General features: G+C 39.6%; 21 protein-coding genes, 1 tRNA gene and 1 pseudogene. 20 read left to right on the top strand and 3 right to left on the bottom strand.

Features of this window, described 5'->3' with window-relative positions; translation table 11 throughout:
* Nucleotides 1–17 precede the first annotated feature (17 nt).
* Both rlmD and RBH88_RS06140 read left to right on the top strand, forming a co-directional pair.
* Complete coding sequence (rlmD, locus tag RBH88_RS06145) at nt 18–1,406, top strand: 23S rRNA (uracil(1939)-C(5))-methyltransferase RlmD (protein WP_307879452.1); 1,389 nt, start codon at nt 18–20, stop codon at nt 1,404–1,406.
* Nucleotides 1,407–1,622: 216 nt separating this feature from the next.
* Nucleotides 1,623–2,240, top strand: coding sequence for a GNAT family N-acetyltransferase (locus RBH88_RS06140; RefSeq protein ID WP_307879451.1), 618 nt, complete (start codon nt 1,623–1,625; stop codon nt 2,238–2,240).
* Nucleotides 2,241–2,735: 495 nt separating this feature from the next.
* Here the strand turns inward: RBH88_RS06140 and RBH88_RS11735 are convergent.
* Nucleotides 2,736–2,882, bottom strand: a pseudogene (locus RBH88_RS11735) (IS3 family transposase); the annotation flags it as partial.
* A 71-nt stretch (nt 2,883–2,953) separates the two neighbouring features.
* On the opposite strand from RBH88_RS11735, the gene RBH88_RS06135 reads away from it, so the two are divergent.
* The 3 genes from RBH88_RS06135 to RBH88_RS06125 all read left to right on the top strand — a co-directional run bounded on the left by RBH88_RS06135 (nt 2,954) and on the right by RBH88_RS06125 (nt 5,150).
* Nucleotides 2,954–3,481, top strand: a complete 528-nt coding sequence (locus tag RBH88_RS06135) for a GNAT family N-acetyltransferase (RefSeq protein ID WP_213701866.1) — start codon at nt 2,954–2,956, stop codon at nt 3,479–3,481.
* A 581-nt stretch (nt 3,482–4,062) separates the two neighbouring features.
* Nucleotides 4,063–4,494: a VOC family protein gene (locus tag RBH88_RS06130; protein WP_307879450.1), complete on the top strand. Its 432-nt coding sequence runs from the start codon at nt 4,063–4,065 to the stop codon at nt 4,492–4,494.
* Between the two features lie 62 nt (nt 4,495–4,556).
* A complete protein-coding gene (locus RBH88_RS06125) occupies nt 4,557–5,150 on the top strand; it encodes a dienelactone hydrolase family protein (RefSeq protein WP_213701504.1) in 594 nt (197 codons plus the stop codon).
* 28 nt (nt 5,151–5,178) lie between these two features.
* Here RBH88_RS06125 and RBH88_RS06120 read toward each other — a convergent pair whose 3' ends face one another.
* Nucleotides 5,179–5,613 carry an OsmC family protein gene (locus RBH88_RS06120; RefSeq protein ID WP_213691259.1) on the bottom strand — a complete coding sequence of 145 codons (435 nt, stop codon included), beginning with the start codon at nt 5,611–5,613 and terminating at the stop codon, nt 5,179–5,181.
* A gap of 88 nt (nt 5,614–5,701) precedes the next feature.
* On the opposite strand from RBH88_RS06120, the gene RBH88_RS06115 reads away from it, so the two are divergent.
* The 15 genes from RBH88_RS06115 to RBH88_RS06045 all read left to right on the top strand — a co-directional run bounded on the left by RBH88_RS06115 (nt 5,702) and on the right by RBH88_RS06045 (nt 24,304).
* Complete coding sequence (locus tag RBH88_RS06115) at nt 5,702–6,136, top strand: L-2-amino-thiazoline-4-carboxylic acid hydrolase (protein ID WP_213691260.1); 435 nt, start codon at nt 5,702–5,704, stop codon at nt 6,134–6,136.
* 224 nt (nt 6,137–6,360) lie between these two features.
* Nucleotides 6,361–8,514: an autotransporter outer membrane beta-barrel domain-containing protein gene (locus RBH88_RS06110; protein ID WP_307879449.1), complete on the top strand. Its 2,154-nt coding sequence runs from the start codon at nt 6,361–6,363 to the stop codon at nt 8,512–8,514.
* Between the two features lie 257 nt (nt 8,515–8,771).
* Entirely contained in the window at nt 8,772–10,856 is a 2,085-nt protein-coding gene (locus RBH88_RS06105) for a methyl-accepting chemotaxis protein (RefSeq protein ID WP_307879448.1), read from the top strand.
* Between the two features lie 455 nt (nt 10,857–11,311).
* On the top strand, nt 11,312–12,022 hold the full coding sequence (locus RBH88_RS06100; protein ID WP_213691931.1) for a cyclopropane-fatty-acyl-phospholipid synthase family protein: 711 nt from the start codon (nt 11,312–11,314) through the stop codon (nt 12,020–12,022).
* A gap of 157 nt (nt 12,023–12,179) precedes the next feature.
* Nucleotides 12,180–15,191, top strand: coding sequence for a S8 family serine peptidase (locus tag RBH88_RS06095; RefSeq protein ID WP_307879447.1), 3,012 nt, complete (start codon nt 12,180–12,182; stop codon nt 15,189–15,191).
* Nucleotides 15,192–15,351: 160 nt separating this feature from the next.
* A tRNA-Gly gene (locus tag RBH88_RS06090) sits at nt 15,352–15,427 on the top strand.
* Between the two features lie 202 nt (nt 15,428–15,629).
* Nucleotides 15,630–15,956, top strand: a complete 327-nt coding sequence (locus tag RBH88_RS06085; RefSeq protein ID WP_213690406.1) for a cell envelope biogenesis protein TolA — start codon at nt 15,630–15,632, stop codon at nt 15,954–15,956.
* Complete coding sequence (locus RBH88_RS06080) at nt 15,943–17,949, top strand: V-type ATP synthase subunit I (protein ID WP_307879446.1); 2,007 nt, start codon at nt 15,943–15,945, stop codon at nt 17,947–17,949. The genes RBH88_RS06085 and RBH88_RS06080 overlap by 14 nt, the downstream gene beginning before the upstream one ends.
* A gap of 41 nt (nt 17,950–17,990) precedes the next feature.
* The gene (locus tag RBH88_RS06075; RefSeq protein ID WP_213690404.1) at nt 17,991–18,470 is read left to right on the top strand and encodes a V-type ATP synthase subunit K; all 480 of its coding nucleotides are present in this window, start codon (nt 17,991–17,993) and stop codon (nt 18,468–18,470) included.
* A gap of 24 nt (nt 18,471–18,494) precedes the next feature.
* The gene (locus tag RBH88_RS06070) at nt 18,495–19,076 is read left to right on the top strand and encodes a V-type ATP synthase subunit E (RefSeq protein ID WP_213695284.1); all 582 of its coding nucleotides are present in this window, start codon (nt 18,495–18,497) and stop codon (nt 19,074–19,076) included.
* A gap of 16 nt (nt 19,077–19,092) precedes the next feature.
* On the top strand, nt 19,093–20,103 hold the full coding sequence (locus RBH88_RS06065) for a V-type ATPase subunit (RefSeq protein ID WP_213695285.1): 1,011 nt from the start codon (nt 19,093–19,095) through the stop codon (nt 20,101–20,103).
* Nucleotides 20,096–20,434, top strand: coding sequence for a V-type ATP synthase subunit F (locus RBH88_RS06060; protein WP_213692055.1), 339 nt, complete (start codon nt 20,096–20,098; stop codon nt 20,432–20,434). Before RBH88_RS06065 ends, RBH88_RS06060 begins: the two co-directional genes overlap by 8 nt.
* Nucleotides 20,435–20,459: 25 nt before the next feature.
* The gene (locus RBH88_RS06055; RefSeq protein ID WP_213699179.1) at nt 20,460–22,256 is read left to right on the top strand and encodes a V-type ATP synthase subunit A; all 1,797 of its coding nucleotides are present in this window, start codon (nt 20,460–20,462) and stop codon (nt 22,254–22,256) included.
* The gene (locus tag RBH88_RS06050; RefSeq protein ID WP_213695287.1) at nt 22,246–23,667 is read left to right on the top strand and encodes a V-type ATP synthase subunit B; all 1,422 of its coding nucleotides are present in this window, start codon (nt 22,246–22,248) and stop codon (nt 23,665–23,667) included. Before RBH88_RS06055 ends, RBH88_RS06050 begins: the two co-directional genes overlap by 11 nt.
* Nucleotides 23,668–23,680: 13 nt before the next feature.
* The gene (locus RBH88_RS06045) at nt 23,681–24,304 is read left to right on the top strand and encodes a V-type ATP synthase subunit D (protein WP_213692057.1); all 624 of its coding nucleotides are present in this window, start codon (nt 23,681–23,683) and stop codon (nt 24,302–24,304) included.
* Between the two features lie 66 nt (nt 24,305–24,370).
* Here RBH88_RS06045 and RBH88_RS06040 read toward each other — a convergent pair whose 3' ends face one another.
* Nucleotides 24,371–25,174, bottom strand: coding sequence for a protein-glutamate O-methyltransferase CheR (locus tag RBH88_RS06040; protein WP_213695288.1), 804 nt, complete (start codon nt 25,172–25,174; stop codon nt 24,371–24,373).
* Between the last annotated feature and the right edge of the window lie 52 nt (nt 25,175–25,226).

The raw sequence follows: 25,226 nt of genomic DNA, 5'->3' as shown, positions 1-25,226 counted from the left end.
GGAAGGATGACCTTTTTTTGAAAGAAAGCGTATGTCTTAAGATTGATACTTTAAGTAGTGATGGAAGTGGTATTGCAAGGCGTGAAGGGGATGGCTTTGTCTTCTTTGTTCCTGGAGCGTTGCCAGGGGAAGAAGTTGAAGCAAGAGTTATTTTAAAAAAGAAACATTACGCCGTTACCGAACTTCAAAATATTTTGAAACCACATTCTCAGAGAACATCTCCACGTTGTCCATGGTACGGGGAGTGCGGAGGGTGTCAGCTACAACATTGTTCTTATTCAATGCAACTTGAACTAAAAACTCAGATTGTAAAAGAAGCGTTTTCTCGTATTGCCCATATCTCGGTGGAAGATGTTATTTCTTCTTGTATTCCAAGTCCCAAAGAGTGGGGATATCGTAATAAGGCTTCTTTTCCTGTTCGAAAGAACAGCTCAGGAAAGAACGAAGTAGGATTTTTTAAACGAAGAAGTCATTCCCTGATTCCTATAGACGCTTGCCCTATTTTAGAGCCAGCTTTAAACCAAATGTATGGCCGTTTTGTACATCCCTTACAAAAATTGAATATAGATGGGTATAACGAAAAGAAGCATTCAGGTATTTTACGTCATATTATTTTTAGGTGCGGCAGCTTTTCTCGTGAACTTCTTGCTTGTTACGTTGTTCGGAAACATTTGTCTGATTCGGAAATCAAGAGGATTTCTCAATTGTGGCAAAACTTTGCAGTACCTGATGCAGCGTTTGTTGGCGTTATAGAAAATGAAAATGCAAAAGTAGGAAACACTATTTTAGGACAAAACTCTCGAATCCTTTATGGGCAGGGAGAGCTTAAAGAAATTTTGAATTCTCGAGAAATTCATTATGATGGAACAGCTTTTTTCCAAGTAAACAGTTATCAAGCTGCACAGCTTTTTGCATTCTGCTCAGATTGTTTAGAAAAAGAAGAAGAAAATGAAGCTTTGGAGCTTTATTCAGGTGTTGGAGCAATGTCACTTTTTTTAGCTCCAAAATTCAAGAGATTAACTACGATTGAGGAATGGCCAAGTGCTGTGGAGGCTACAAAGAAGAATGCTGCATTAAATAAATTTTCTAATATTATTGCCTACGAGGGTAAAGCTGAAGATATCGTTTCGAATTTAAAACAAAACTTTAACACTGTAATCCTTGATCCTCCACGAAGTGGCTGTGACCCTAAAGTTATTCAGCAGATTTTAGAATGGAAACCAGAGAAGGTCCTTTACGTAGCCTGTAACCCCGCGACGTTGGCAAGGGATGTTGCTCTGCTTCATTCCGGCGGTTATAAATTGGAAAAGCTTCAACCCTTTGACATGTTTCCGCAGACCGTTCATGTGGAGTGTGTCGTCTTGATGTCAAAGGGTAAAAGAGTAAATGTACGGAAAGCACAGTAAATAAGCCATTTCTGTGATTGTGATTTTGCCCGTTCATGGGAATAAAGTCTATAGGGGCGGATCCATTCGCGATAGTACAGGATTGATAACAGCCTTTGGCGAGTGTACAGGATAGATGCTTTTTGGAGTTTGGCAGAAACGTGGGAACAGGTCGAATGATGGACAGATAAAAGTCTTTCTTTGCAGTGATATACAGAAATTTGCAGGTGAATTGGTATGGATTTTAGATTGGCTAATATTAGAGACTTATCGAAACTCAAAGCAGTGTATGGAAACATAATTGATAATATGAGCAGAAACAATACTAATTTGGGACGAATCTATCCGTGCGAGCTTTTTAGCGATGATATTGAAAATAATCGCCTTTTTTTATTGGTCGAGGAGCATGATGATATAGTTGCAGCGTTTGCATCATGTGAATCAAATTCTGGAGAAAGTTATGTTAAATGGGAAAATGACCATGACAAGGCATTATATCTTGACCGCTTTGGAGTTAATGATTATTCAAAACGGGGAATTGGCAGTAACATGCTTAAGCATGTTACTGCGCTCACTAAGCAGAAGAACGCTAAATATTTAAGGCTTTTTGTTGTGGATATAAATAAACCAGCTATAAATTTATATGTAAAAAACGGATTTAGGAAGGTAGATGGAATTTATGAAACAGAATATGCTTTGTGTAAGGAGGTGCTGTATATGGCCAATGAGGATAAAAAAGATTTTAATGCAATGCTAAATGACAACAAAGATATGCCTAAATTTCAGACGATCACCGACCATAAGAGCATTGAAAAGTATGGCGGGGACAGAATTGTATTTCGCTCCGCCTATTGAATATGATAAGGTAATGAGTTTGGTGCCGTATGGTAATGTCATTACGATCGTAGAAATACGCGAATATTTTGCAAAGCTAAGTGGTGCGGATTTTACGGAGCCGATTACTGCTGGGATTTTTGTTTTCATTGCAGCATAGGCAAGTTTCCAACGAAGTGAGAATGAAACACCATATTGGAGAACACTTAAAGCTAATGGTGAATTAAATCCCAAATATCCAGGAGGTGTTGAAGCCCAAAAGGCAAAGCTGGAAACCGAAGGGCATACCATATTCAAAAAAGGCAGAAAAAATATCAAATACTATGTTAAAAATTATGAAAATGTTCTTTTTAAATTATATTAGTTCCAACCCTACCTAAATATGGAGAATATCCTTGTAATCCATAGTACTTCACAAACTATCTTAAAAACATTCTTTCTTATTTCTTTTTTGTATCCATGTGCTGTTTAAAAAAAGCTGTTATCCCAATGAGCTGAGTAGAATAATTTAAGCTACTTTGCTGGCCTGTATGGTTTTCTTTTCCGCTGTGGTCGTAAGATATTTAGCTTTTTAAAAAGCCTATAAGTTTTTTTATGGTTGATTATCAGCCCATAATCCTCTTTCAGACAATAGTTCAGTTTCTTGTAACCATAGGGGGATCCTACACTAGAGATTAGGTTGATCAAACAATCTTTTATAAATTGAAATAAGGGGCAGAAAGGATATATGAGAGATGATAACACCAATATTAGAAACAGACAGATTAATATTAAGACTTTTAAAAATTGATGACGCAGAAGAAGTCTTTAAGAATTGGAGTAGTGACTCTGAGACCACCAAATATATGGAATGGGATATGCATACAAACATAAATGTTACTAAAGAGTGGCTAAATGCAGAAGAAAAGTTAATCTATAACGATAAGAACTATACGTGGGGACTTGAATTAAAGAAGACGGGTGCTTTAATAGGATCAGGTGGTATAACTTATAATCCAAAAGTAAAAATGTATGAAATCGGATATATTATTATGCGTCAGTATTGGGGTCAAGGCATTATATCTGAAGCTGTTGAAAAGATAATACATTTTGCTAAATCACAATTGGGAATAAATGAGTTGTTTGCAAAACATGCAAAAAAGAATTTAGCATCTAGACATATATTAGAAAAGATGGGGTTCGTCTATCTAAAGGATGGGAAGTATTCTAAGTTTAGTGGAGATGTGGAATTTGAAAGTAGAGAATATATTTTGAGAATATAAAATATTTTAATTAATGAAGTTTCAATAAGATGCTAAGATTTGATATGTTCCCGCATACATAAGGTTCAAAAATTGTCTCAGGACGTCAATGCTATCCTCTCGAGTCATGTGGAGAGTGTTGCTTTATTACAAAAAAGATAACCTGCTCTAAAAACTCCTAGTTTTGCTAGGAGTTTTTTATGTGCGCCCAGCATGGGCGCAATCTAACGGGTGAAAGTCCCGAGTGCGGCCTGTAGCGGCAAGCACATAGCCAAGAGCAAGGGTGTCTATCGCGAGGTGGGATCTGAAGGAAGCTGGCGGCAAACCTCCGGTCTGACGAACAGGAATCACATCAGGCAATCTTCTGAGGGTAAGGCTGCATAACAAGTCAAAGCCCAATAGCTACACGAAATCAGAAGGTGTAAATGTGGCGGATATTTGGAAGCGTCGTATACCGAACGGTACGTACGGTGCTGTGGGAGGTCGGCTGACCAACTAGTTGCTTAGCCTCCTACCCGATTACCGCTTTTTGGATATAATTTAAGAAAATAAATATTAAACTAGAGATATTCTTAAGTTTTTAGTGAAAGGGGAGCTTTTTTGTGAATAGGATTAGTATTATTTGTCTCGGTGTAAAGGATATGGCCCAGTCAATTCGTTTCTACCGTGACGGGCTAGGTTTTTCTACTGATGTAACAGAAGATGAACCGAAAGTTATTTTCTTTAACACTACCGGAACAAAATTCGAATTATATCCATTGGAACTTCTAGCTGAAGATATCAATGAGATGAATCCGCCACAGATCGCTTCTGGTTTTGCAGGAATTACTTTAGCTTACAATGTGAAAAATGAGGCTGAGGTACATGAAATTATGGATCTTGCAAAAAAAGCAGGAGCAACTATAGCCAAAGAACCGCAAAGAGTTTTCTGGGGTGGTTATAGCGGTTATTTTATCGATCCAAATGGCTATTATTGGGAGGTTGCATATAATCCTTCTTGGTCATTTGACGAGAATGATATGCTTGTATTGTGAGTTTCTTTTAATATCTATTTCGAAGTTGCTCTAATCTCTACTTCGCTTTGAAAGGTTAATGAATGTACGAATATAAAAGTCATAATACAATGGCAATTATTGTTCTTCACGAAATATATGGTTTAAATAACTTCATTGAAGACGTGTGTGCAGAATTTCATGGGCAAGGATTTGATGTGTTTTGTCCAGATATGTTGAGACGCGACAATTTTTCATATGCAGAGACCCATGATGCGTATGAATATTTTGTTAGCAATGTAGGCTTTGACGTTTATAAAGAAATTGAAAGTTTAATAAAGCACTTAGCGCTCAATTATGAAAAAATTTTTATTATTGGATTCAGTATAGGAGCAACTATCGCATGGCGATGTTGTGAGAACGTGAAGTGTAACGGAATTATATGTTGTTACGGTTCTCGTATACGTGATTACCTTTTTCTGCAGCCATTTTGTCCGACTCTTTTGCTATTTGCAGAGCAAGATTCTTTTAATGTCGACAATATCGTCGGGGAGCTTCGAAAAAAGTCTAATGTAGAGATATTCAAATTGGAAGCATTGCATGGCTTCATGGATAAATATGCAGAGTGGTACAATTCAAAACAAACCCAAATATCAAATTTATATATTCATGATTTTATAAAAAGAAACATACAATAAGATCGCTTGTTGTTAAAAAAATTTGATTTCAATAAACCTTTATTACTCTGGATTTCGTATTAACTTCAATATCGTTTTTGCATGTTACCCATACGGGAGATAATTTTTCAGCTTGTAATATAGCATTTTTAAGATCCAAATCACTAGCATCACTAGATTCTAAAATAGCTTCAAAATCAATCTTCTGAAGCGATAAAGGTTGAGCTCTATTTATCCCTATTGCTTTAATAGTGAATCCCGAGACATTTTTCCCCATTTTTCTCAATAAATACACAATAGTTGTACTTACACATCCGGCAAAACTCATAAGTAATAATTCGAGACCTTTATAGCCTTGTCCATCGCCTAAAGGGGGTAGGTAATCAAAAACAATCGGATGATTAGGGTTAGTTTTTGATACGCCGCTGAATTGAACTTTTTGATTTGTTAGTTTTACATTTACTTCCGACTGGTTATTATTCACATTAATCATCCTTTCATTATTAATTGCATTTGACTACCCAAATAAGATCTTTTGTAGAGATTTAAAAAATAACGATGGAGGTCAGAAAATGAATCTCGAAGAAAAATTCAAGATGTTACAGCTATGTTATGCTGCGGCCCTTGCTGATTCAACCTTACGATATAGCAACGAGGGGATATTAGAAAAAATCATGGGACAAAAGCGCAATGAACAAATGAAAAATGGAGCGATGTTGGCTAAGAAATTTAGTGTTCAAGATCCTAAACAAGCATTTGTAAATGTTCAAAATTTGTTTGGTTGTGCCAGTTGGAATTGTGAAGATATTGAAAATGGCTTTTTTGCAGTAAATATGAGCTGTATCTTGTGCTCTATGTGCAAAAAAATGGGAGCAAGTAGCCCATGTCAAATTTATTGCCTCTCACCGATAGAAGCGATGATTAAGGGCATTAAACCAAGTGCCACTTTTTCTGTTCGAAAAACGTTATGGAATGATGATAAGTGCTTTGTTACGGTAGAATTATAAATAATCAATTCAATTGTTTATTTTAAATTGAGTTACATTAAAGATTTTATGTTCGTTAAATTTAATATAGATATTATATTATCGCCTGAGACATCCGTCTAGGCGATTTTCTATTCTGGAACGATATAAAAAAATACATGTTAAAATAAAATCTAGACGTATTTTTAACTTAGTTGTATATGTTTAAAATAAATAAACTTATGTCATTTCGTTAGGAGGCCTTCATGATAAGGCGAAGAAGGTACTGCTTGTTAGCTTTTTGCGCGCTTTGGACATTGCTTATGGTACCTGGGATATCGAAGAGCTTGGCGGATACCGGGCCACTACTTTTTGATGATGGGCAATCTCACATGGTCACTGACAATATTGTTACAAATACTGGCAGTGCACTCACCGTGAAGAATTCGAACACAACTGCTACGATGAATGATTTGTCGATTACTGTATGGAGTACTGAAACAGGCATGGAACGCGGCCGTGGTGCATATGCTCGAGATAATGGCAGCATTACGCTTAACAACGTTATTATTAAGAATTTGGGGCTTTATGGTCACGGTGTTGGTAGTTATTTTGGAGGCATGATTACCATGAATGGAGGCAGTCTCTATATCACAAGTTTAGGGGGAGACGGCGCCCATGTGGAGAATGCCTCATCGTCGATTGTACTGAATGATGTTTCCATTGTTGTTAATAACAATTCATCGTCTAGTGAGGCTCTTGCCGTAATGGAAGGAACTATTACCATGAATAATGGAAACATTGTTACAATGGGGAATGAAAATCATGCTGTGATGGCTACTTCTAGGGGAATAGCCTCCTTAAATAATGTTGCTATTCAGTCGGCAGGAATTGCTTTTGAGACATTATATGAGGGGCAGATTAGAGTTAGGGTTGATGGTCAATCTATTATTGGACGTGAGATGCTTTTCAACTCCTCTTATGGAAGTTTGTATGATAGAAGTACAATTAATATTGTTGCGGAAAATGGCAGTTGGCTTTATGGCATAACAAGAGTAGGTAGTGCATCGACAGGCAACATTATTCTCAACAGCAACGCCACATGGACAACCCCGGGCGACTCCAACCTTACAAATCTCATCTTCGGTTCCGGTCATTTCCGCTTTACTGCCCCAACCGGAGACACGTACCGAACACTGACAGTCCGCAACCTTTCCGGTAACAACGGCACCTTCCATCTCAATTCCGACCTACATGCCGGCACTTCTGACCGTGTCTATATTGAAAACAGTGCCAGTGGCAATCACTATGTGGCTGTGAACAACAGCGAGGGGAATAGTGGTGTTGTAAAGGTTGTCGACATCGGAGACAGTGCTACCAACACGGCTACCTTTGACGGAGGTAGTGATATCGGTATCTATCGTTTCGGTGTGGCACAAGGTTCGGCCTTGTCTTCTACTCATAGTGGGTTAGATGAGAGAGACTATTATCTCTACAATACTTATGCGCCATCGACGCCGGTTCGTGGCCTTATGAACGAAAGTGCGGCCATTCATTCTCTTTGGTACAGCGAAATGAATGACATCAAGAAGCGTATGGGTGAACTTCGCATGGGAAGTCAGAACAGCGGCGATATCTGGGCACGGACCTACGCAACGAAATACAGTGTAAGCCCATCTGGAGGAACAGACTACGATCAGAAGATTCATGGCATAGAAGTGGGGAAGGACCGTCCCCGAAGTTACAAAAATGGAAAGAGCTTTACCGGTTTTGTTTTGGGATATGCCGAAGCAGATAACAGCTTTACCAGCGGAGGTTCAGGAGATACAGAAAGCATCTATGCCGGGCTCTACCAGAGCTGGCTTCGAGATGACGGTTTCTATCTCGATATTATCGGCAAATACAACAGCTTCGATCATAGTTTTACCACCCCGGTACTTGGCGGCTCTTACGATAAAGGTTCTTTTAAGAACAGGGGATTCGGACTCTCAGCAGAAGTTGGCAGACACATCGATACGCGAGATGGTTACTTTGTGGAACCGCAGATGGAGGTCTCAGGCTTTTGGGCGGGAAGCGCCGATTACATCAGCGAGAATGGTCTTCATGTAGAGGCAGATCGAAGCCGTTCCCTTCAGCTTCGAGTTGGTGGCGTCTTCGGTAGACAGAGAGCCTGCGAATCAGGAGGCAGCCAGCAGCTATACGGGAAGGTGAGCTGGATACAGGAATTCGAGGGAGACAGCACGGTTCGGGTGGATGGCACAGGTTTTGAGACGACTCTTGAAGGAGACCAGGTGGTAGCGGGTTTTGGATTTGTAAAGGACACGCCGAATTACCAGATCTACCTTGATGCCGAAAGATCGTGGGGCGACACCACCAGTAAGGATTGGGGAGTCTCCCTAGGCTGTCGATGGAGGTTTTAGAGAAGTAGACTTAATCCGATAAAAGCAAACGTTATTTAAAGAGAGTTTATTACCTTGTTAAAGTCACTTAGATGTAACTCTAAGTGACTTTTTTTTGAATTTTATTATAAAATAGCATTTTGAATTTTTAATGTTTTTGGTAAAGAGAATTCTGAATGCATTAGGAGGTATTTTACACGACGTCTATATATCTTGATTACATCTAAATGACAACCACATTTCACTAATTATCATAAATTAAAGGGAGGAAGCTATGTATGTTTAAATCTATTCGCCATCAATTTATCCTCATAAATTGCACATTGGTAATCTTTGCAATAGTGTTGTCTCTTTCCGTTAGTTATTATTTGATATCTTCTGGATACGCAAAGAATGTCCAACAGACTAATGCAATTTTAGCTGAAAGCTTAGCTGCGAATATAGCTCAGTTTATGCAGAATGCTTATAACCTTAATGCACAAGTTGCCATAAATGGAGACATGGTCAACGGCGATAAAGAAAATAAAAAAAGTATATTGGAACATATGGTGAAACGATATCCTTTTTTTCAGCTTCTTGCCAGTCATACTCTTAATGGGGATCAAACAGCTCGGTCGAGTGGTGCTTTAGCTAATCGAGCTGATCGTTGGTGGTTTAAAGAATTTATAAACAAAAAGAAATCCTATATTACAAAATCTTATTATTCTGTTGCTGGAAATATGGCCGTTACTACGGCTGTAAACGGAATGTATCGTGAAAATAAGCTAGTTGGCGTAATGATGGCAGATATTGAAACAAGTACACTTCAAAAAATGGTGGAGAAATATAACTTTGGAGCGGGTAGTTACGCATATCTTTTAGATGGTGAGGGTATTGTTGTGGCTCACCCAGATAAGGAGCAAGTTGCAGAGTTATTTAATTATAAAACACAGAAAAAAATAATATTAAAAAAAGACAGCCAAGGTCATATTCTAAGAGATATAAAAGGAAATGAATTGACAGAAGAAGTTGATTTTGCTATTTCTGCGACATTAAAAAACATTATTAACAAAGTTATTAACGGAGAAACGGGAGTAGGAGAGTATACAGATATTAATGGTGATGCCTATTTTTGTGCTTATAGAAGTGTTCCAATGCCAGGAAATTCTTCTCCTTGGAATTTAGTTATGGTTCAGAAAAAAAGCTCTGCATTAGCTTTTATAAATAATGTTGCGACAAAAAACATTATTATAGGAGTAGTTGTTATCTTGATTTCTGCTTTATTTTCATATTGGTTTTCTAAAAAAATCACTGGCCCTCTTTTTGTTTTACAACAAGAACTTTCAATACTTGCTCAAAAAGGTGGAGACTTAACGCAAGAGATTAAGATAGACAGTAAAAACGAACTTGGAGACTTGGCGAAAGCAGTGAATCAATTTTTAAGTAATCTTAGAATTATTATCTCAAAAGTGCGGCATCTATCAGGAGAGGTAGCTTGCGCATCTGAACGGCTATCGTTAAGTTCAGAGCAATCAGCTCAATCAGCCAATCAAGTAGCTGTATCAATTACAGAAATGGCACAAGGAGCTAAAGATCAGCGTGATGCAGCAAAAAATACTTTTGATGTCGTTCAAGAGATATCTGCGAGCATCCAACAAATAGCTATAGATGTAAATGAAGTATCTTCTCAATCAAAACAAGCGGTTAACAGTGCTGAGAATGGTGATAAAGCTGTCGAAAGAGCTGTTAGTCAAATGAATAGAATTGAAGAAACTGTTGATGTTTCCGCTAGAGTCATTTCAAAATTAGGTGATCGATCCAAGGAAATTGGACAGATTGTCAATACGATTCACAGCATTGCTGATCAGACAAACCTTTTAGCTCTTAATGCTGCTATTGAAGCTGCACGTGCAGGAGAGCATGGACGTGGTTTTGCTGTAGTAGCGGAAGAGGTTCGACAGTTGGCAGAACAGGCCCAAAAAGCGACCAAACAAATTTCTGATTTAATAGGCGAAATTCAGTCAGACACAGATGATGCCGTTCTTGCTATGAGTACTGGTACGAAGGAAGTCAGATTAGGTGCAGACGTTGTCTCTGCTACAGGAGAATCCTTTCGGGAAATCTCGCTTTTAGTAAGTGAAGTATCTCGCCAAGTTATAGAAATATCAAAGGCTATTGAACAAATGTCTGCGGGTAGTCAGCAAATTGTAGGTTCAGCTCAAGAGATTGATCAATTGAGCAAAACCGCGGCAAATGAAGCACAGAATGTCTCAGCGGCCACTGAAGAACAGTTGGCTTCTATGGAAGAAATAGCTTCGTCTAGTGAAGGATTATCTAAGTTGGCAGTAGAGATGCAAAGCGTCATTGAAAAATTTAAAGTTTAAGAGTCTTCTTCATGTCAACAAAGAACGTAGAAGCATTTTGTTTCTAAGTAAAGTATAATTATGGTTGATTAACACAAATTATTTAAAAGGGGAGATTTGTATTATTATGATGGATTCGGTTTGTTATGCGTAGCAAAGGCTATTGCATAAACAAATCGTAAACGTGGAATAGCCTTTGCTCAGTCCTAAATAGATAGAATAACGATTTGGGAGGGAGCATTGTGGGCTATATAAAGGCATCTGAGCGGTTGCCAAAAGGTTTACTAGATATTCTTCAAAACTATGTTGAAGGAGAATATATTTATATTCCTCGTAAAGAATGTAACTCTTGATGAAGAGAGCCATGAGATTAAATCTTGTGGCTCTCTTTTGTTTCAGAAACATGAAGGAGGTCTCTCTTTTACTCAATAGATGGTATAAAGAAACAACCCCACAGATAAGAGAGGAATGCAAAAATGAAAACCAAAAGAGAAGATTTGTTTACTAGGGAATTCTTGCTTCAAAACATGATGGGACCAAATTGTGTCAGAATTCTTGAAGAGCTTTTAGCTTCAGTAGAATTACATTCAGGGATGCGTGTTTTAGATTTGGGTTGCGGTATGGGTCTAACATCAATTTTTCTAGCAGGAATATACGATGTAGAAGTGTTTGCTACAGATCTATGGATTGATGCAACAGATAATTATGAACGGTTTAAATCTGTTCAGCTTGACCATAAAATTATTCCAATCCATGCAGATGCTCATGAATTACCCTATGCTAAAGGTTTCTTTGATGTAGTTATTAGTGTAGACGCATATCACTATTTTGGTGCAAAAAGGGGCTTCTTAGACGAGTATATAGTTCCTTTGACTAAGAAAGATGGCATTATAGCAGTTGCCATTCCTGGATTGAAAAAAGATTTTTTTAATGATGTTCCTGAGGTCTTAAAGCCTTATTGGCAAGAAGAAGATATGAATTTTTATTCAAGAAGTTGGTGGCATGCTTTATGGAGAGAGTCTATGAAGATAAAAATAGAACAAAGTCTGTCTTTATCTTGCCACAAAAAGGCATGGGAAGATTGGCTAGAGTGTGATAACCCATATGCCAAGAGGGATATAGAAATGATGAAAGCTGAAAATGGTCAATATTTTGACACAATAGGTTTAATAGCAACAGTAAAATAAGTAACGTATAGCTAACGATGTATATGAATAAAGTTAAAAGCCAAGGACAAGTTTTTTGTCTTTGGCTTTAATTTTTATTTAGAAACATATAGAATACAGTAAGATTAAATTCAGAGAAGATTGAGAGATTTCTATTTAATTTAAGGAGAGTATTGTTGTGTTCAAACGTTTGTGGACTTATTTTCTTTTTTGCATATTTTTGCCTCTATTTCTCCTGTTTTTTTATGTTTCTTTTGTTGAAGCTTCAACAGCTGATGATTTTAAAACATGGGAATATTGGAATAGCACCGGTTTGGATGCTATTCACGCTGCAGATGCCTATGCGCTTGGTTTTACAGGCAAAGGGATCACATTAGCGCTGGCTGATACCGGAGTTCTCTTTAGTCATCCGGAATTTTTTGGGAAAAATCCTCATTTGGAATACCCTATTTCGATGGATCCATGGGATTGGAATAAAAATGATCATGGAACGCATGTTGCGGGAATAATGGCTGCTAATAAAGATAATATAGGAATGCATGGATTGGCTTTTGATGCAGGGGTAGTCTCTTTACGCACTTCTTTTTCTGACAACGAATTAGGGTATCTGTATCCTAAAACGTATCTTATTGAAGACGCGAAGATTATAAATAATAGTTGGGGAACTTTTTCTGAATTCTATCTTGATGACGTTAAAACAGAGGAAGATAGAATAAATAATATAAATAAATATATTTCCATGAATCCTCTTTCTTCTGATTATTTTAGAAAAATGGTTTTGGATTACGATAAAGTGCTTGTTTTTGCTGCAGGAAATGATGGACACCTTGGTCCTTGTTATGAGGGGGGACTTGCATATTATTTTCCAGAACTAGCGGGAAACACCTTAAGTGTCGTAGCCTTTGATCCCAGTAAAAATACAAGTGATCCCGCTTTTGTTGCTAATTTTTCAAATCTGGCTCAAAAGGTTGAAGAAAATAGCATTGCTGCTCCAGGTGTAGATATCAATTCTGCTTATTCTGGTGGTACAGGTAGTGGATATATAAATATGAGTGGAACCTCGATGGCAGCTCCTTATGTAAGTGCAACTTTAGGTTTGGTGCAGCAGGCTTTTCCCTATATGAATGGAAAACAATTGGTTGATGTTGTTCTTTCCACTGCAAATAATCATTTTGATTTGCCGCGATATACACTCAGTCTTGTTACAAAATATGATGAAAACTATCGGCCTTTTATAGGAGGTGCAAATTTGCTCTATTTAGAAAATGTTCGTCCTTCCCCAGATCAAATAGAGCAGGATTTGCGCGATTACTATCAGGCGGCTGACTTTTTGAAACGCTATTTTCTGACAGCAGATGATTGGCTAGCTTGGGTAGAACCGCATATGAATATTTACGATAATGTTCAAAGAGAGGCAGTTTTTGGACAAGGCTTGCTAGATGTGGGGAAGGCTGTCCGTGGTCCTGGGCTTTTTAATGCCAGACGTCTATCTTCCCACGATATAAACATCCAATATGGTATTGCTCAAGCTCTCTACTCTATTGATACTCATGGGTATTATAGCGTGTGGAGCAATGACATAGGAGAAAAAAGGGCTATTACGGGGACATTAGCAGGGTTACCTGTCGGACTTAACAAAACTGGTAGAGGAACACTTGTTCTTACGGGAGATAATTCGTATATGGGAGTCAGTGTTGTTTCTGAAGGAGAGCTACAAATAGACGGTTCAGTTGTTGCTAATGTCTATAGCGAAGCAGAAGGAACCTTATCAGGAAGTGGTGTTCTTGAAAGTAATATGATTAACCATGGTACATTGCGCCCTGGGAAAATGAATCAGCCAGGTACTTTAACAATAAGAGGAAACCTAGAAAGCGATGGTGCTATAGAAGTAGCGGTAGATGCACTGGAAAATGGACATCTCGTAGTTAATGGTTCTGCAGATATTGATGGGACTACTGTTCGTCCTTTAAGCCAATCAGCTTTACGTCCCAATAGCCGTTATCAATTTTTACGAGCAAGCAGCGGCATTTCCGGAGTTTTTGCTCCTAACCTTTTTTCCGCTTTTTTAGAGGCAGAAGCAGTTCACGATACACATGAGGCAGTGGTTTTTATTAATAAAATTGCCTCTCTTGATTCTTTGGCGCATTTAACGCCTATTCAAAATGATACAGCCTCTCGTTTGGAAGAGATGTTTATAACTTTCGAAGGTTCTTCTACTCAGAGGCAGCTGGATCCTCTTTATAATTTATCAGATAAACAAGCTCGTCGAGCGTATGAGGAAATTTACGGGGGGGCACAAGCTTGTTTAATTACAATGACTCCCTTGAATGAAGTGTTGGGGCAAACCTCCTTTTCATCACGGCGTATAAATTCTTCATGGTGGGGAGAACTGAGTAATGGTCGTAAGAAACTTGATAGTGATTCCAGGCTGGGATTAGGTGAATTGCGAACTAAAACCTTCAACGTTGTTGTGGGAAGAGATAACGAGGTTAATCAATATTGGCATGTTGGAAAGATGCTTGCTTACGGAGAAGGCTCAGTAGACGGCTTATTCACATCTGGTGATGAAGAAGACTGGCGTTTGGGATTATATGGAAGCTACCAAAAAGATTCTCTTCATCTACAGACATATATTGCTGGTGGAATGCAAAAGTATGATCTTTGCCGTAATATTTCAAGTTTAGGGCTTGAAGCTTTAAGTAATTATGACAGTAAAAATGTAGAGTTTGGAATTCATTCAAGATGGTCTTCTTCTAAAGGGGAATGCGAAGATTGGTATGTTCATCCATTTTTTTCATTCGTCCTTTCTAAGTATTGGCAAGATGGATATGAAGAAAGTGGAGCAGGAATTTATTCGCAGAAGGTTAAAAGCTTAACAAATACGTATTCAACCGGTACTATAGGGTTAGAATTCGCAAAGAGGACTAATGATAGCTATTGTCAATTTATTGCAGGTTATAAACGTGTATTATCTGGAGAAAATCCAGATCTCCTAGTTGCTTTTGCAGGCGCTCCTTCTAATTATTTTACTGTAAAGGGTAATGAACAAAGCAGAGACTGGCTTCTCCTATCTTTAAAAGGGGAAAAACAATTTGCGGATGATTGGATGATAGAAGGGAAAATTGAAACAGAGTTTTCTAATCGAGGTAATCAGAGAAAAATATCTCTTAAGATGGCTCATTTCTGGTAGATAGAGTGGTCCTTAAATAAAAAGTGAAATATATAAAAGATAAAAACGATTTTAAATATAAGAGTGTTATATTATTAACGATGAGATCCATTCTTTTAGAATGTGGGGTAGGGCGTGTTGCAAAAAGAAGGTTCCACGTTTATAATGTGCTATCGGTGGCGCGGACATAGCTCAGCTGGTAGAGCATTAGCTTCCCAAGCTAAGGGTCGCGGGTTCGAATCCCGTTGTCCGCTCCATTTTTTGTGGAGCGGGCCTTCTTAGTGAAAAAAATCCCCTTTAAATGTAAATTTAATAGTTTAAATTATCATACTATAAACATTTTGATAATTTGTTAAGTTTGACACAAATTTTTATGGGTATTACAATAACTCAGGCTTTATGCTCAAATACAGCCTACACTGATGAATACTTTGTTGAAGCAGGAAGGAGGTGGGTGGTATGGCGACGAACCTGGCTGATGAAATCAAAAAAGCAGAATCGGAAGCAAAGCAAATGGTTAAAGATGCAAAAAATGAAGCAGCTCGTTTAATCAGTGAAGCAAAGAATGAGGCTGAAATGCGAGTTAAAGAAACAAAACAAAAGGCCTTCAGACAATATCGAGACAATTTGCAAAAAGTGGAGCAGGAGGCTGAAGCTAAAGCGGAGAAAATAGTCAAGACAGGTGAAGAAAGCGCGCAAGCTTTTCTAAATAGCCATCAGGGGCGAGTTAAAGAAACCGCTGCCTGGATTGCGGAAGAGGTGATGGCTAGATATGGCCGTGGCTAGATTTAACAAACTTGAACTTTACGTTCATAATTCAGTGATTGAGGATGTGCTGGCAGTCCTCCAAAAGTCAGGTTCCTGTGAAATTATTTCACGGCAGGAGCTTGATGATTCTGGGGATCATTTTCCATCTCGTTTGCAACATATTGATAACTTGCTCAGTGAAATACGTTTCCTTCTGCGTTTTTTAGAACCAAATTTTAATGATACGATTTCTCCTTTAGCTCGAGCGTTAGGAGAAAGACCGAATTGTTCTGTTCAGGAGCTTATTAACCTTTCTGAAAAAACAGATATTCAAAAATGTGCAGAAGAAATGCGTACTCTTGAGCGTAGGCTTGTGGAAATTCATTCGGAAATTACTCAAATTGAGGGAACAAAATCTATTCTTTCAAACCTTACGGAGTTGCCGTATGCTCTTGATCTTCTTTCTAACGGAACCCAGTTTGTAAAAGGTTCTGTTGGGACAATGCCTGTTGACCATTTGGCCAGCTGGAAGCAGGCTGTTGGCGAAGTGTTAGGCGATAGCGGTGAATTTTTCATTGCTTCTTATGGGGAGAAAGAAAAGGAAACTTGGGTTGCTATTTTCTATCGAAGAGATTTAGAACAAAAAGTTCTAGATGTGTGTTCAAAATATTCATTTTCCCGCATTGATATTCCTGCTCATTTAAAACTCAGTGTTGGGGAAGAGTTAATCAGTCTTGATGCTCGCAAAGATGCTTTGGAGCGTGAAGAACAGGAAATTCAAGCTGTAGTAACAGAAAATGCTGAAAAGTGGGTTCCTACAATAAGAGCTCTCAGTGATTATTGGGGAATTCTCAAGTCAAGACAGGAAGCGCTGATCAATGGTAGCTTTACGGATAAAACTGTTATCCTTAAGGCGTGGGTTCCTTCTTCTGCAGTTGAGCAATTGAAAAAGGACCTTGTTCCGTATCAGTCTGTTCTTGAGTTAGTTGTTTCCGATCCGGAACCAGAAGATGAACCTCCTACTCTTTTGGTTAATAAAGGGTTTTCCCTTCCTTTCGAAACCCTTACGAAACTTTATGGAGTACCACAATATGGCGAACTTGACCCCACCCCGTTTTTAGCACCATTTTTCTTCGTATTTTTTGGAATGTGTTTAGGGGATGGTGGGTATGGGCTCATAATGCTTGGATTTTTCGCATTTTTCATGAAAAAGTTTAAGCGCATGCCCCATGGAACTAAACAGTTCTTCAAATTGTTTATTTTCTCAGCCATTGCAACTATTCTTGTGGGATCTGTAACTGGTAGCTGGTTTGGAGATCTTATTGATGCTTTTGGTATGTTTAAGTTCTTGCGTCCTCTCAAAAATATCCCAGTTTTGATTAATCCTATGGATGACCCGATGACAATACTTTTTGTATCACTGGCATTGGGTATTGTGCAGCTTTTCTTTGGGCTGTTTATTGCCTTTTACGATTGTCTGCGCAAAAAAGATTATATGGGAGCTTTTGCTGATCAGGGCGGATGGATAGTTTTCCTCACGGGACTCTTGCTCTTGGGAGGAGCTGCGAGCGGAAAATTATCTGGAGGTATAGGAGGAATCGGTAAAATCTTAGCAATTTTAGGTGCTGTAATTCTTGTGTCGACACAGGGTCGGGCAAAAAGCGGCATTGTACAAAAGGCCATTTCGGGTGTGCTCAGCCTTTACAATGTAACAGCTTACCTTGGAGATGTTTTGAGTTATAGCCGATTGCTAGCATTAGGTCTTGCTTCTGCAGCCATTGCGTCAATTATTAATATGTTGGCAGGTCTTGCTGGAGGTATCCCTTTTGTTGGTTGGATTTTAGCGTTGATTCTTCTTTTAGGTGGACATTTGTTCAGTGTTGCTGTTAACGTTTTGGGAGCGTTTGTCCATTCATTGCGTTTGCAATACGTAGAGTTCTTCAGTAAGTTTTATTCAGGTGGTGGCAGAAGCTTCGCCCCGCTAGCGCTCAATACAAATTTTGTTTCTATTCCTGAGAAAAAAGAACCTTAGTTGCATATTAAGTTCAAAGAATGAGGGGAGTGTTTGTTAGTATGAATCTTCTCGGAATTATGTTGGCAGTTCTCGGTGCGGCATTGGCCGCTGGTTTTGCAGGTGCAGGTTCAGCTATAGGCGTTGGTATTGCAGGTGAAACAGGAGCCGGAGTTATGACAGAGGATCCTGGTAAATTCGGTCTTGTCCTTTTGCTTCAGGCATTGCCTGGGACACAGGGCATATACGGCCTTCTTATAGCGTTCTTTGCTATTTTAAAGGTAGGTCTTCTCGGTGGCGGGGCAAGCGTTAGTATTAACGTGTGGCAGGGCCTTGGCATTTTCTTTGCGTGCCTTCCCATCGCCATTGCAGGTTATTTTTCGGCGATTGCCCAGGGAAAAACATCTGCGGCTTGTATTCAGATGATAGCGAAAAGGCCAGAAGAAACCGGTAAGGCTGTTATTTTACCGGCTATGGTTGAGACGTATGCTGTTCTTGCTCTTCTTATGAGCATCATCCTACTCAACGGCATTCAGATTTAACCGTTGAGCCAGAGGTGAATAGTAATGTCTTTGGCAGATATAAAGGTAAAAATCGAGGCAGATGCAAAATTAGAAGCTGAAAAAATACTTGAAGTTGCAAAAGAAAAAGCAGACGAAGTCCGAAAAGCTGCTGAGGCAGAAGTTAGTAAGATTGAGTCTTCTTATAGTGATCGCTTTAGCGCTGAAAAACCCGAAGTCCTTAAACGCCGTGAAATCGTGGCTAACCTCGATGTGAAAAAAATAATGCTTGGGGCTCGGCAGGATCTTATATCTCATGCTTTTGATGGAGCTTTGCATGAAATGGCAAATCTTCCTGCGGAGAGGTATGTGGACTTTTGCGAGAAACTTCTTGAAAAGGCTGTAGACACTGGAAAAGAAACACTGTTTGTCTCAGCCAAAGAGAAGAATCTCAACGAAGAATGGCTGAATAAATATAACGAAAAACATAAGACTTCTCTTACTTTTGACAAGGCAACCTCCCCTATCTCTGGAGGATTTATCCTGAGAAAAGGCGAGATCGATACGAATTGTTCTTTCGATATGCTGATTAAATGGGTTAGAGAAGATATAGAGGCAGACGTTGCAAAACGGCTGTTCTCTGAGTAGACGGGAGGTGGGCAGCATGGCTACAGCAGTGCGGTATGGATATACAGTTGCTCGCCTGCGGGCTATGGAAAACCGCCTTCTCGATGATAGCGTGCTGCAGAGACTTATCGATAGTGGCGACTTGGATAGCGCAATGAAAGTTTTAGGTGAAACTGTTTATGCTTCCTGGTTTGCCGAGCTTAAGACAAACGCTGAATTTGACAAGGCAATAGAGTCAGAGCTTCTTTATGTTTACGATGAAGTTGCTAAATTTGCTCCTGACGCTAAATTAGTTGAGATATGCCGTTTGCCCTATGATTTTCATAACGTGAAAGTGCTTTTAAAAAGTCAAATTCTTCAACGTGAAGGAGAAGATCGCCGTTTTGAGCTTTTAACCCATTTAGGAAATATTCCTACTGACGACATGATTATGGCTGTAGAAAGTGAAGATTTCCGTTTGCTTCCTTATAATCTTCATTTGGCCTTTCCCAAGGCATTGGCCTTGTGGGAGCAGACACATAATGTGCTAGATGTAGAGTGTTTCTTAGACGGAGTCTTATTCCGAGAAATGTTGAAAATGGCCCGTGAACTGGATTATGAAACCCCGTTGTTGTGGGTACGCGGTAAGATTGACGCGGAAAATTTGCGGAATATGCTTCGTCTTAAAAGAATGGAAAAAGACACTACTGCGGTAGAACCGTATCTTCACGCTGGAGGCTTTGTTTCTGTTGAGAAACTTTTAGCTATGCTTTCTGAGCCAATAGAGAGCTGGACTAGGGTTCTTTCATATGCGGACATAGGGCAGGCACTTTCATTAATTCAGGATAGTTCTGATATGAATGCACTTCTTGTTGAGATGGAGAAGGTACTGGACGATTACATAACAGGGATTTTGAAAACAGCCAAATATGGTGCTTTTGCCCCAGAGAATGTCTTAAGTTATTTGTGGAATAAAGAAATTGAGGCTAAAAATCTAAGAATAGCCCTAGTTTCTGTAGCAAATGGCATGGATAAAGACCTGGCAAGGAGGTTGATGCGTCGTGGCTAATGAACTGAACCAACCAATGGCAGCCATTGGCGAATACGAAACAGTACTTCCTTTTCAGGCAGTGGGGGTTAAACCTTTCGTGATCTCTGAAGAAGATGATGAGAAGTTTGCAACTCTCCTTCTGAAATTAGCCAAAGAGAAGTATGCGGTTGTTTTTATACAGGAATTTCTTTTTGTGAAATATATGTCTGTTGTGGACAGTATTAATGAAGAATATCCTGTGAGCGTATTGCCTATTCCTGGCCTCAAGGGAGGTTCTGGAGCTGGGCTAGCATCCATCCGAAATAGCGTGGAACGAGCGGTTGGGATGGATATCTTTGCAGTGAAATAGACTTTTATGCTGGAGGCGATTTATTGTGGCCACGGAAAAGGTCATTAAAGGGACCATAGAAAAAATATCCGGACCGCTTGTTGTCGCAAAGGGTATGTATGGCGCCAGTATGTATGACGTTGTGCGAGTCGGTAATATAGGACTAGTAGGTGAGATAATCGAACTTAAGGGTGACCTTGCTTCGATCCAGGCCTACGAAGAAACATCAGGTCTTATGCCAGGCGAACCTGTTATCAGTACTGGGGCACCCTTGAGCGTCGAGTTAGGTCCAGGAATCATAGAGCAGTTTTACGATGGAGTTCAGCGTCCTTTGAACTTAATTGAAGAAGCGGCTAAAAGCCACTTTATATCTCGTGGTATCGATGTACCTGCAATCGATAGAAATAAAAAATGGAAATTTGAACCTCGCGTAAAAGCCGGAGACGCAGTTAAGGCTGGAGATGTTCTCGGTGTTGTTAGAGAAACAGTTCTTGTCGAGCATAGAATAATGGTTCCCTACGGTGTTGCAGGAACGGTTGCTGACATTAAAGATGGAGAATTTACTGTAGAAGAAACGGTAGCTGTCATTAAAAATAAAGACGGAAAGGAAACCAATGTTGCAATGTTGCAGCGTTGGCCTGTACGTAAACCTCGCCCAGTTGCGCGTCGTTTACCGCCCATTATCCCTCTTACCACTGGACAGCGTGTTGTAGACGCATTTTTCCCCATAGCCAAAGGTGGAACAGCATGTGTCCCCGGTCCTTTCGGATCTGGAAAGACAGTTATTCAGCACCAATTGGCTAAGTGGGCAGAGTCGGATATTGTTGTTTACGTTGGTTGCGGCGAACGTGGTAACGAAATGACAGACGTTCTTCTTGAATTCCCTGAGTTGGAAGACCCTCGTTCTGGAGAACCATTGATGAAACGTACGGTTCTTATCGCTAATACATCGAATATGCCTGTTGCTGCCCGAGAAGCGAGCATTTATACAGCTATTACAATGGCTGAATATTATCGCGATATGGGATATTCAGTTGCTTTGATGGCAGACTCTACAAGCCGTTGGGCTGAGGCTCTTCGTGAAATGTCCGGACGTCTTGAAGAAATGCCAGGTGAAGAAGGATATCCTGCATATTTGGGTACACGACTTGCATCTTTCTATGAAAGAGCTGGTCGTGCTATTTGCTTAGGCTCAGACGGCAGAGAGGGATCCGTAACAGCTATCGGAGCAGTTTCTCCTCCTGGTGGAGACCTTTCAGAGCCTGTTAGCCAGAACACATTACGAGTTACAAAGGTTTTCTGGGGACTTGATGCAAGCTTGGCTTATCAGCGACACTTCCCAGCCATAAATTGGCTTTTGAGCTATTCTCTTTATACGGATACTCTTGATAAGTATTGGGATACAAAGTTCGATGATGAGTGGAGTGGCTTACGAGTTGAAGGCATGTCTCTTCTCGAAGAAGAAGATCAGCTTAGAGAGATTGTACGACTTGTTGGAGTTGACGCTCTCTCTAAGGAAGAACGTATGGTTCTTGAAACTTCGAAATCTTTGAGAGAAGATTTCCTTCACCAGAATGCTTTCCATGAAATCGATACATATGCTTCTATGGAAAAACAGTTTAAGATGCTGAAGAACATACTGATATTCCATCATCTTGGTATGGATGCACTTAAACGAGGGGCGTCAATGGATGAAGTCTTCAACTTGCCTGTACGTGAGCAAATTGCACGTATGCGTTATGTTGATGAAAAAGAAATATCTCAGCTTGATTCTCTTGATGCAACAATGAAATCTGAGATAAATGCACTTATACCAGTGGGGGGCGATAGTGATGCTGCCTAAGGAGTATAGTACTATCACAGAACTGTCGGGCCCGCTCCTGGTTGTGGAAAAAACCAAGGATGTGCGTTACGACGAGCTCGTTGAGATAGAGCTAGCTAGCGGAGAAATGCGCCGTGGCCGTGTTCTCGAAATAACGTCTGATAGAGCTCTCGTTCAGGTATTCGAAGGAACAGATGGTATAGACATTAAGGAAACAAAACTTCGCTTCCTTGGAAAAGTTCTTACCCTGCCAGTGAGCCGTGATATGTTGGGGCGCATTTTTAACGGACGAGGCGAACCTATAGATGGTGGAGCTCCGATTCTTCCAGATAAGAAGTTGGATATTAACGGTATGCCTATGAATCCGTTCTCTCGGGATTATCCTTCTGAATTTATTCAGACAGGAATTTCTACCATTGATGGAATGAACCCAATGGTTCGAGGACAGAAGCTTCCTATATTCTCCGGAAGCGGACTTCCTCACAACCGTATGGCTGCACAAATTGCTCGTCAGGCGACTGTTATCAGTGGACACGAAGATTTCGCCGTCGTTTTTGCCGCTATGGGTATTACATTTGAAGAAGCATCTTTCTTCATGGAAGATTTTAGAAGAACAGGCGCTATTCAGAGAACGGTTATGTTTGTTAACTTGGCAGATGACCCTGCAATTGAGCGTATTACAACACCTCGATTAGCGTTGACTGCTGCAGAGTACCTTGCTTTTGAGCAGGACATGCACGTCGTTGTTATTCTGACAGACTTGACGAACTACTGCGAAGCTCTTCGTGAAATTTCAGCAGCTCGTAAAGAGGTTCCTGGACGTAGAGGTTATCCTGGATATCTTTACACCGACCTTGCGACTATGTATGAGAGAGCCGGTCGTCTTAAAGGTAAGAAAGGATCTATCACCCAGATTCCAATTTTGACAATGCCTGAAGATGATAAAACGCACCCGATTCCAGACCTCACTGGATATATTACAGAGGGGCAGATCATTTTGAGCCGTGGGCTTCACAGAAAGGGTATCTATCCGCCAGTAGACGTTATGCCTTCTCTTTCTCGTTTGAAAGATAAGGGCATTGGTAAGGAGAAAACACGGGAAGATCACGCTGACCTTATGAACCAGCTCTTTGCGGCATATGCACGAGGTAAAGAAGCAAAAGAACTTGCAGTTATTCTTGGTGAAGGTGCTTTAACTGAAGAAGATAAAGCTTTCGCAAGTTTTGCTGATAAGTTCGAGGATAAATACGTGCGCCAAGGGGAGTATGAAAATCGTACAGTGAAAGAGACTCTTGAATTAGGTTGGAATCTCTTAACGATGATCCCGGTGAAGGAACTCAAGCGTATTCGCGATGCTTACATTGAGAAGTATCTTAAACCGAGGCTGCACGAAGAGGAGACAAACAAAGAAGCAGTTTCTGCTACAGAGTAGGGGGTGACGAAGTATGGCTCGGTTGAACGTCAACCCCAACCGGATGGAGTTATCACGTTTAAAAAAGCGACTTGTTGTTGCGAAGCGCGGTCATAAGCTTCTTAAAGATAAACAGGATGCTTTGATTAAGGAGTTTCTTGAACGTGCACGTGAAGCCAAAGCTCTCCGCGAGGAGTTAGAGTCAGAATTGATGGCATGTTATCGCAGCTTCCTTCTTGCACGGGCACAGACATTACCAGTAATGTTGGAACAAGCTCTCATGATTTCTGGTACTCGCTGTAATTTGAGTGTTGCTAAGAAAAATGTTATGAGTGTTGTTGTTCCGGAATATGCTGTTGAACAGGAAGGAAATCCTTTTAGCTACGGTCTTGCCACAACGCAAGGAAGCCTTGATGTTGCTTTGGAACAGTTTTCAAAGTTGCTTCCGAGACTTATTACACTCGCAGCAAAAGAGAAAGCGATTCGTCTTATGGCTTCAGAAATTGAAAAAACAAGACGTCGTGTCAATGCTCTTGAACATGTTATGATTCCAAACTTCAACGAGACGATTCGTTATATAACGATGAAGCTCGATGAACAAGAGCGCTCGACTCTTAGCCGGTTGATGAAGATTAAAGATATCGTTCGCTCTCACTAGACCCAAGAAAAAAAAGGAGCAGAGGTTATTATGCCTCTGCTCCTTTTGTATGCTTTTTACCTTATTTTATTGTGGTTTTCGATAAATAAAGGGGCCTGCAGATTCAAAACCTATGCTTCTATGTTCAAAAATCTGTTCTGTAGATCCGACTAATAAACAACCGCCAGGCCTTAGTGCCTTGAAGAATTTTTCATAAAGTTTTCTTTTAGTCTCAGCTTCAAAATAAATAACGACGTTTCTGCATAAAATTAAATCAAAATCATTCTTAAATCCATCTTCTATGAGATTGATACGTTCAAACGAAACACGCTTTTTAACGTCGTTTTTAATCTCTAATGTTTCACTGTCAATTGAAGTAAAATATTTCGTTATACGCTCTTGAAGGATATTAATGGTTTGCTTTTTTTGGTAAACTCCATTTTTAGCTATTTTTATAGCCCCTTCATCAATATCACTAGCCAGTACGTGTGGAGGACAACTTAATCCTGTTTCTGAAGACAAAATTGCAAGTGAATAAGGTTCTTCACCTGTAGCACATCCTGCACTCCATAGCTTTAATCGTTTTGACCCTCTCGTTTTTATAAGCTCTGGAATGATTTTCATTTCTAAGTCTTGCCATCGTGGAAGATTTCTGAAAAACTCGGAGACGTTGATTGTTAAATAATCTAAAAATTCACGAAGTTTCTTGTCGTCTTTCTTTATGATTTCGTAGTATATTTCATACGATGTTACATCCCATCGCTGCATAAGCATGTGAACGCGCCGATGAATTTGATTTTTATAAGAATTAAGATCTAAACCTGTCATTGATTTTATTTTCTTTTTAAAGATGTCGTATTCAGGAGAGTCGTAATTTTTCCGTTCTGGCATAATGTCACCTCATAAGAATATTTGAGTTATATTAACAAATAATACTATATAC

Origin of the sequence: Aminobacterium sp. MB27-C1 (assembly GCF_030908405.1) — a bacterium.
Taxonomy (GTDB): domain Bacteria; phylum Synergistota; class Synergistia; order Synergistales; family Aminobacteriaceae; genus Aminobacterium.
Note: the sequence above shows the minus strand (reverse complement) of the source record. Positions and strands in the feature narration are given on the sequence as shown.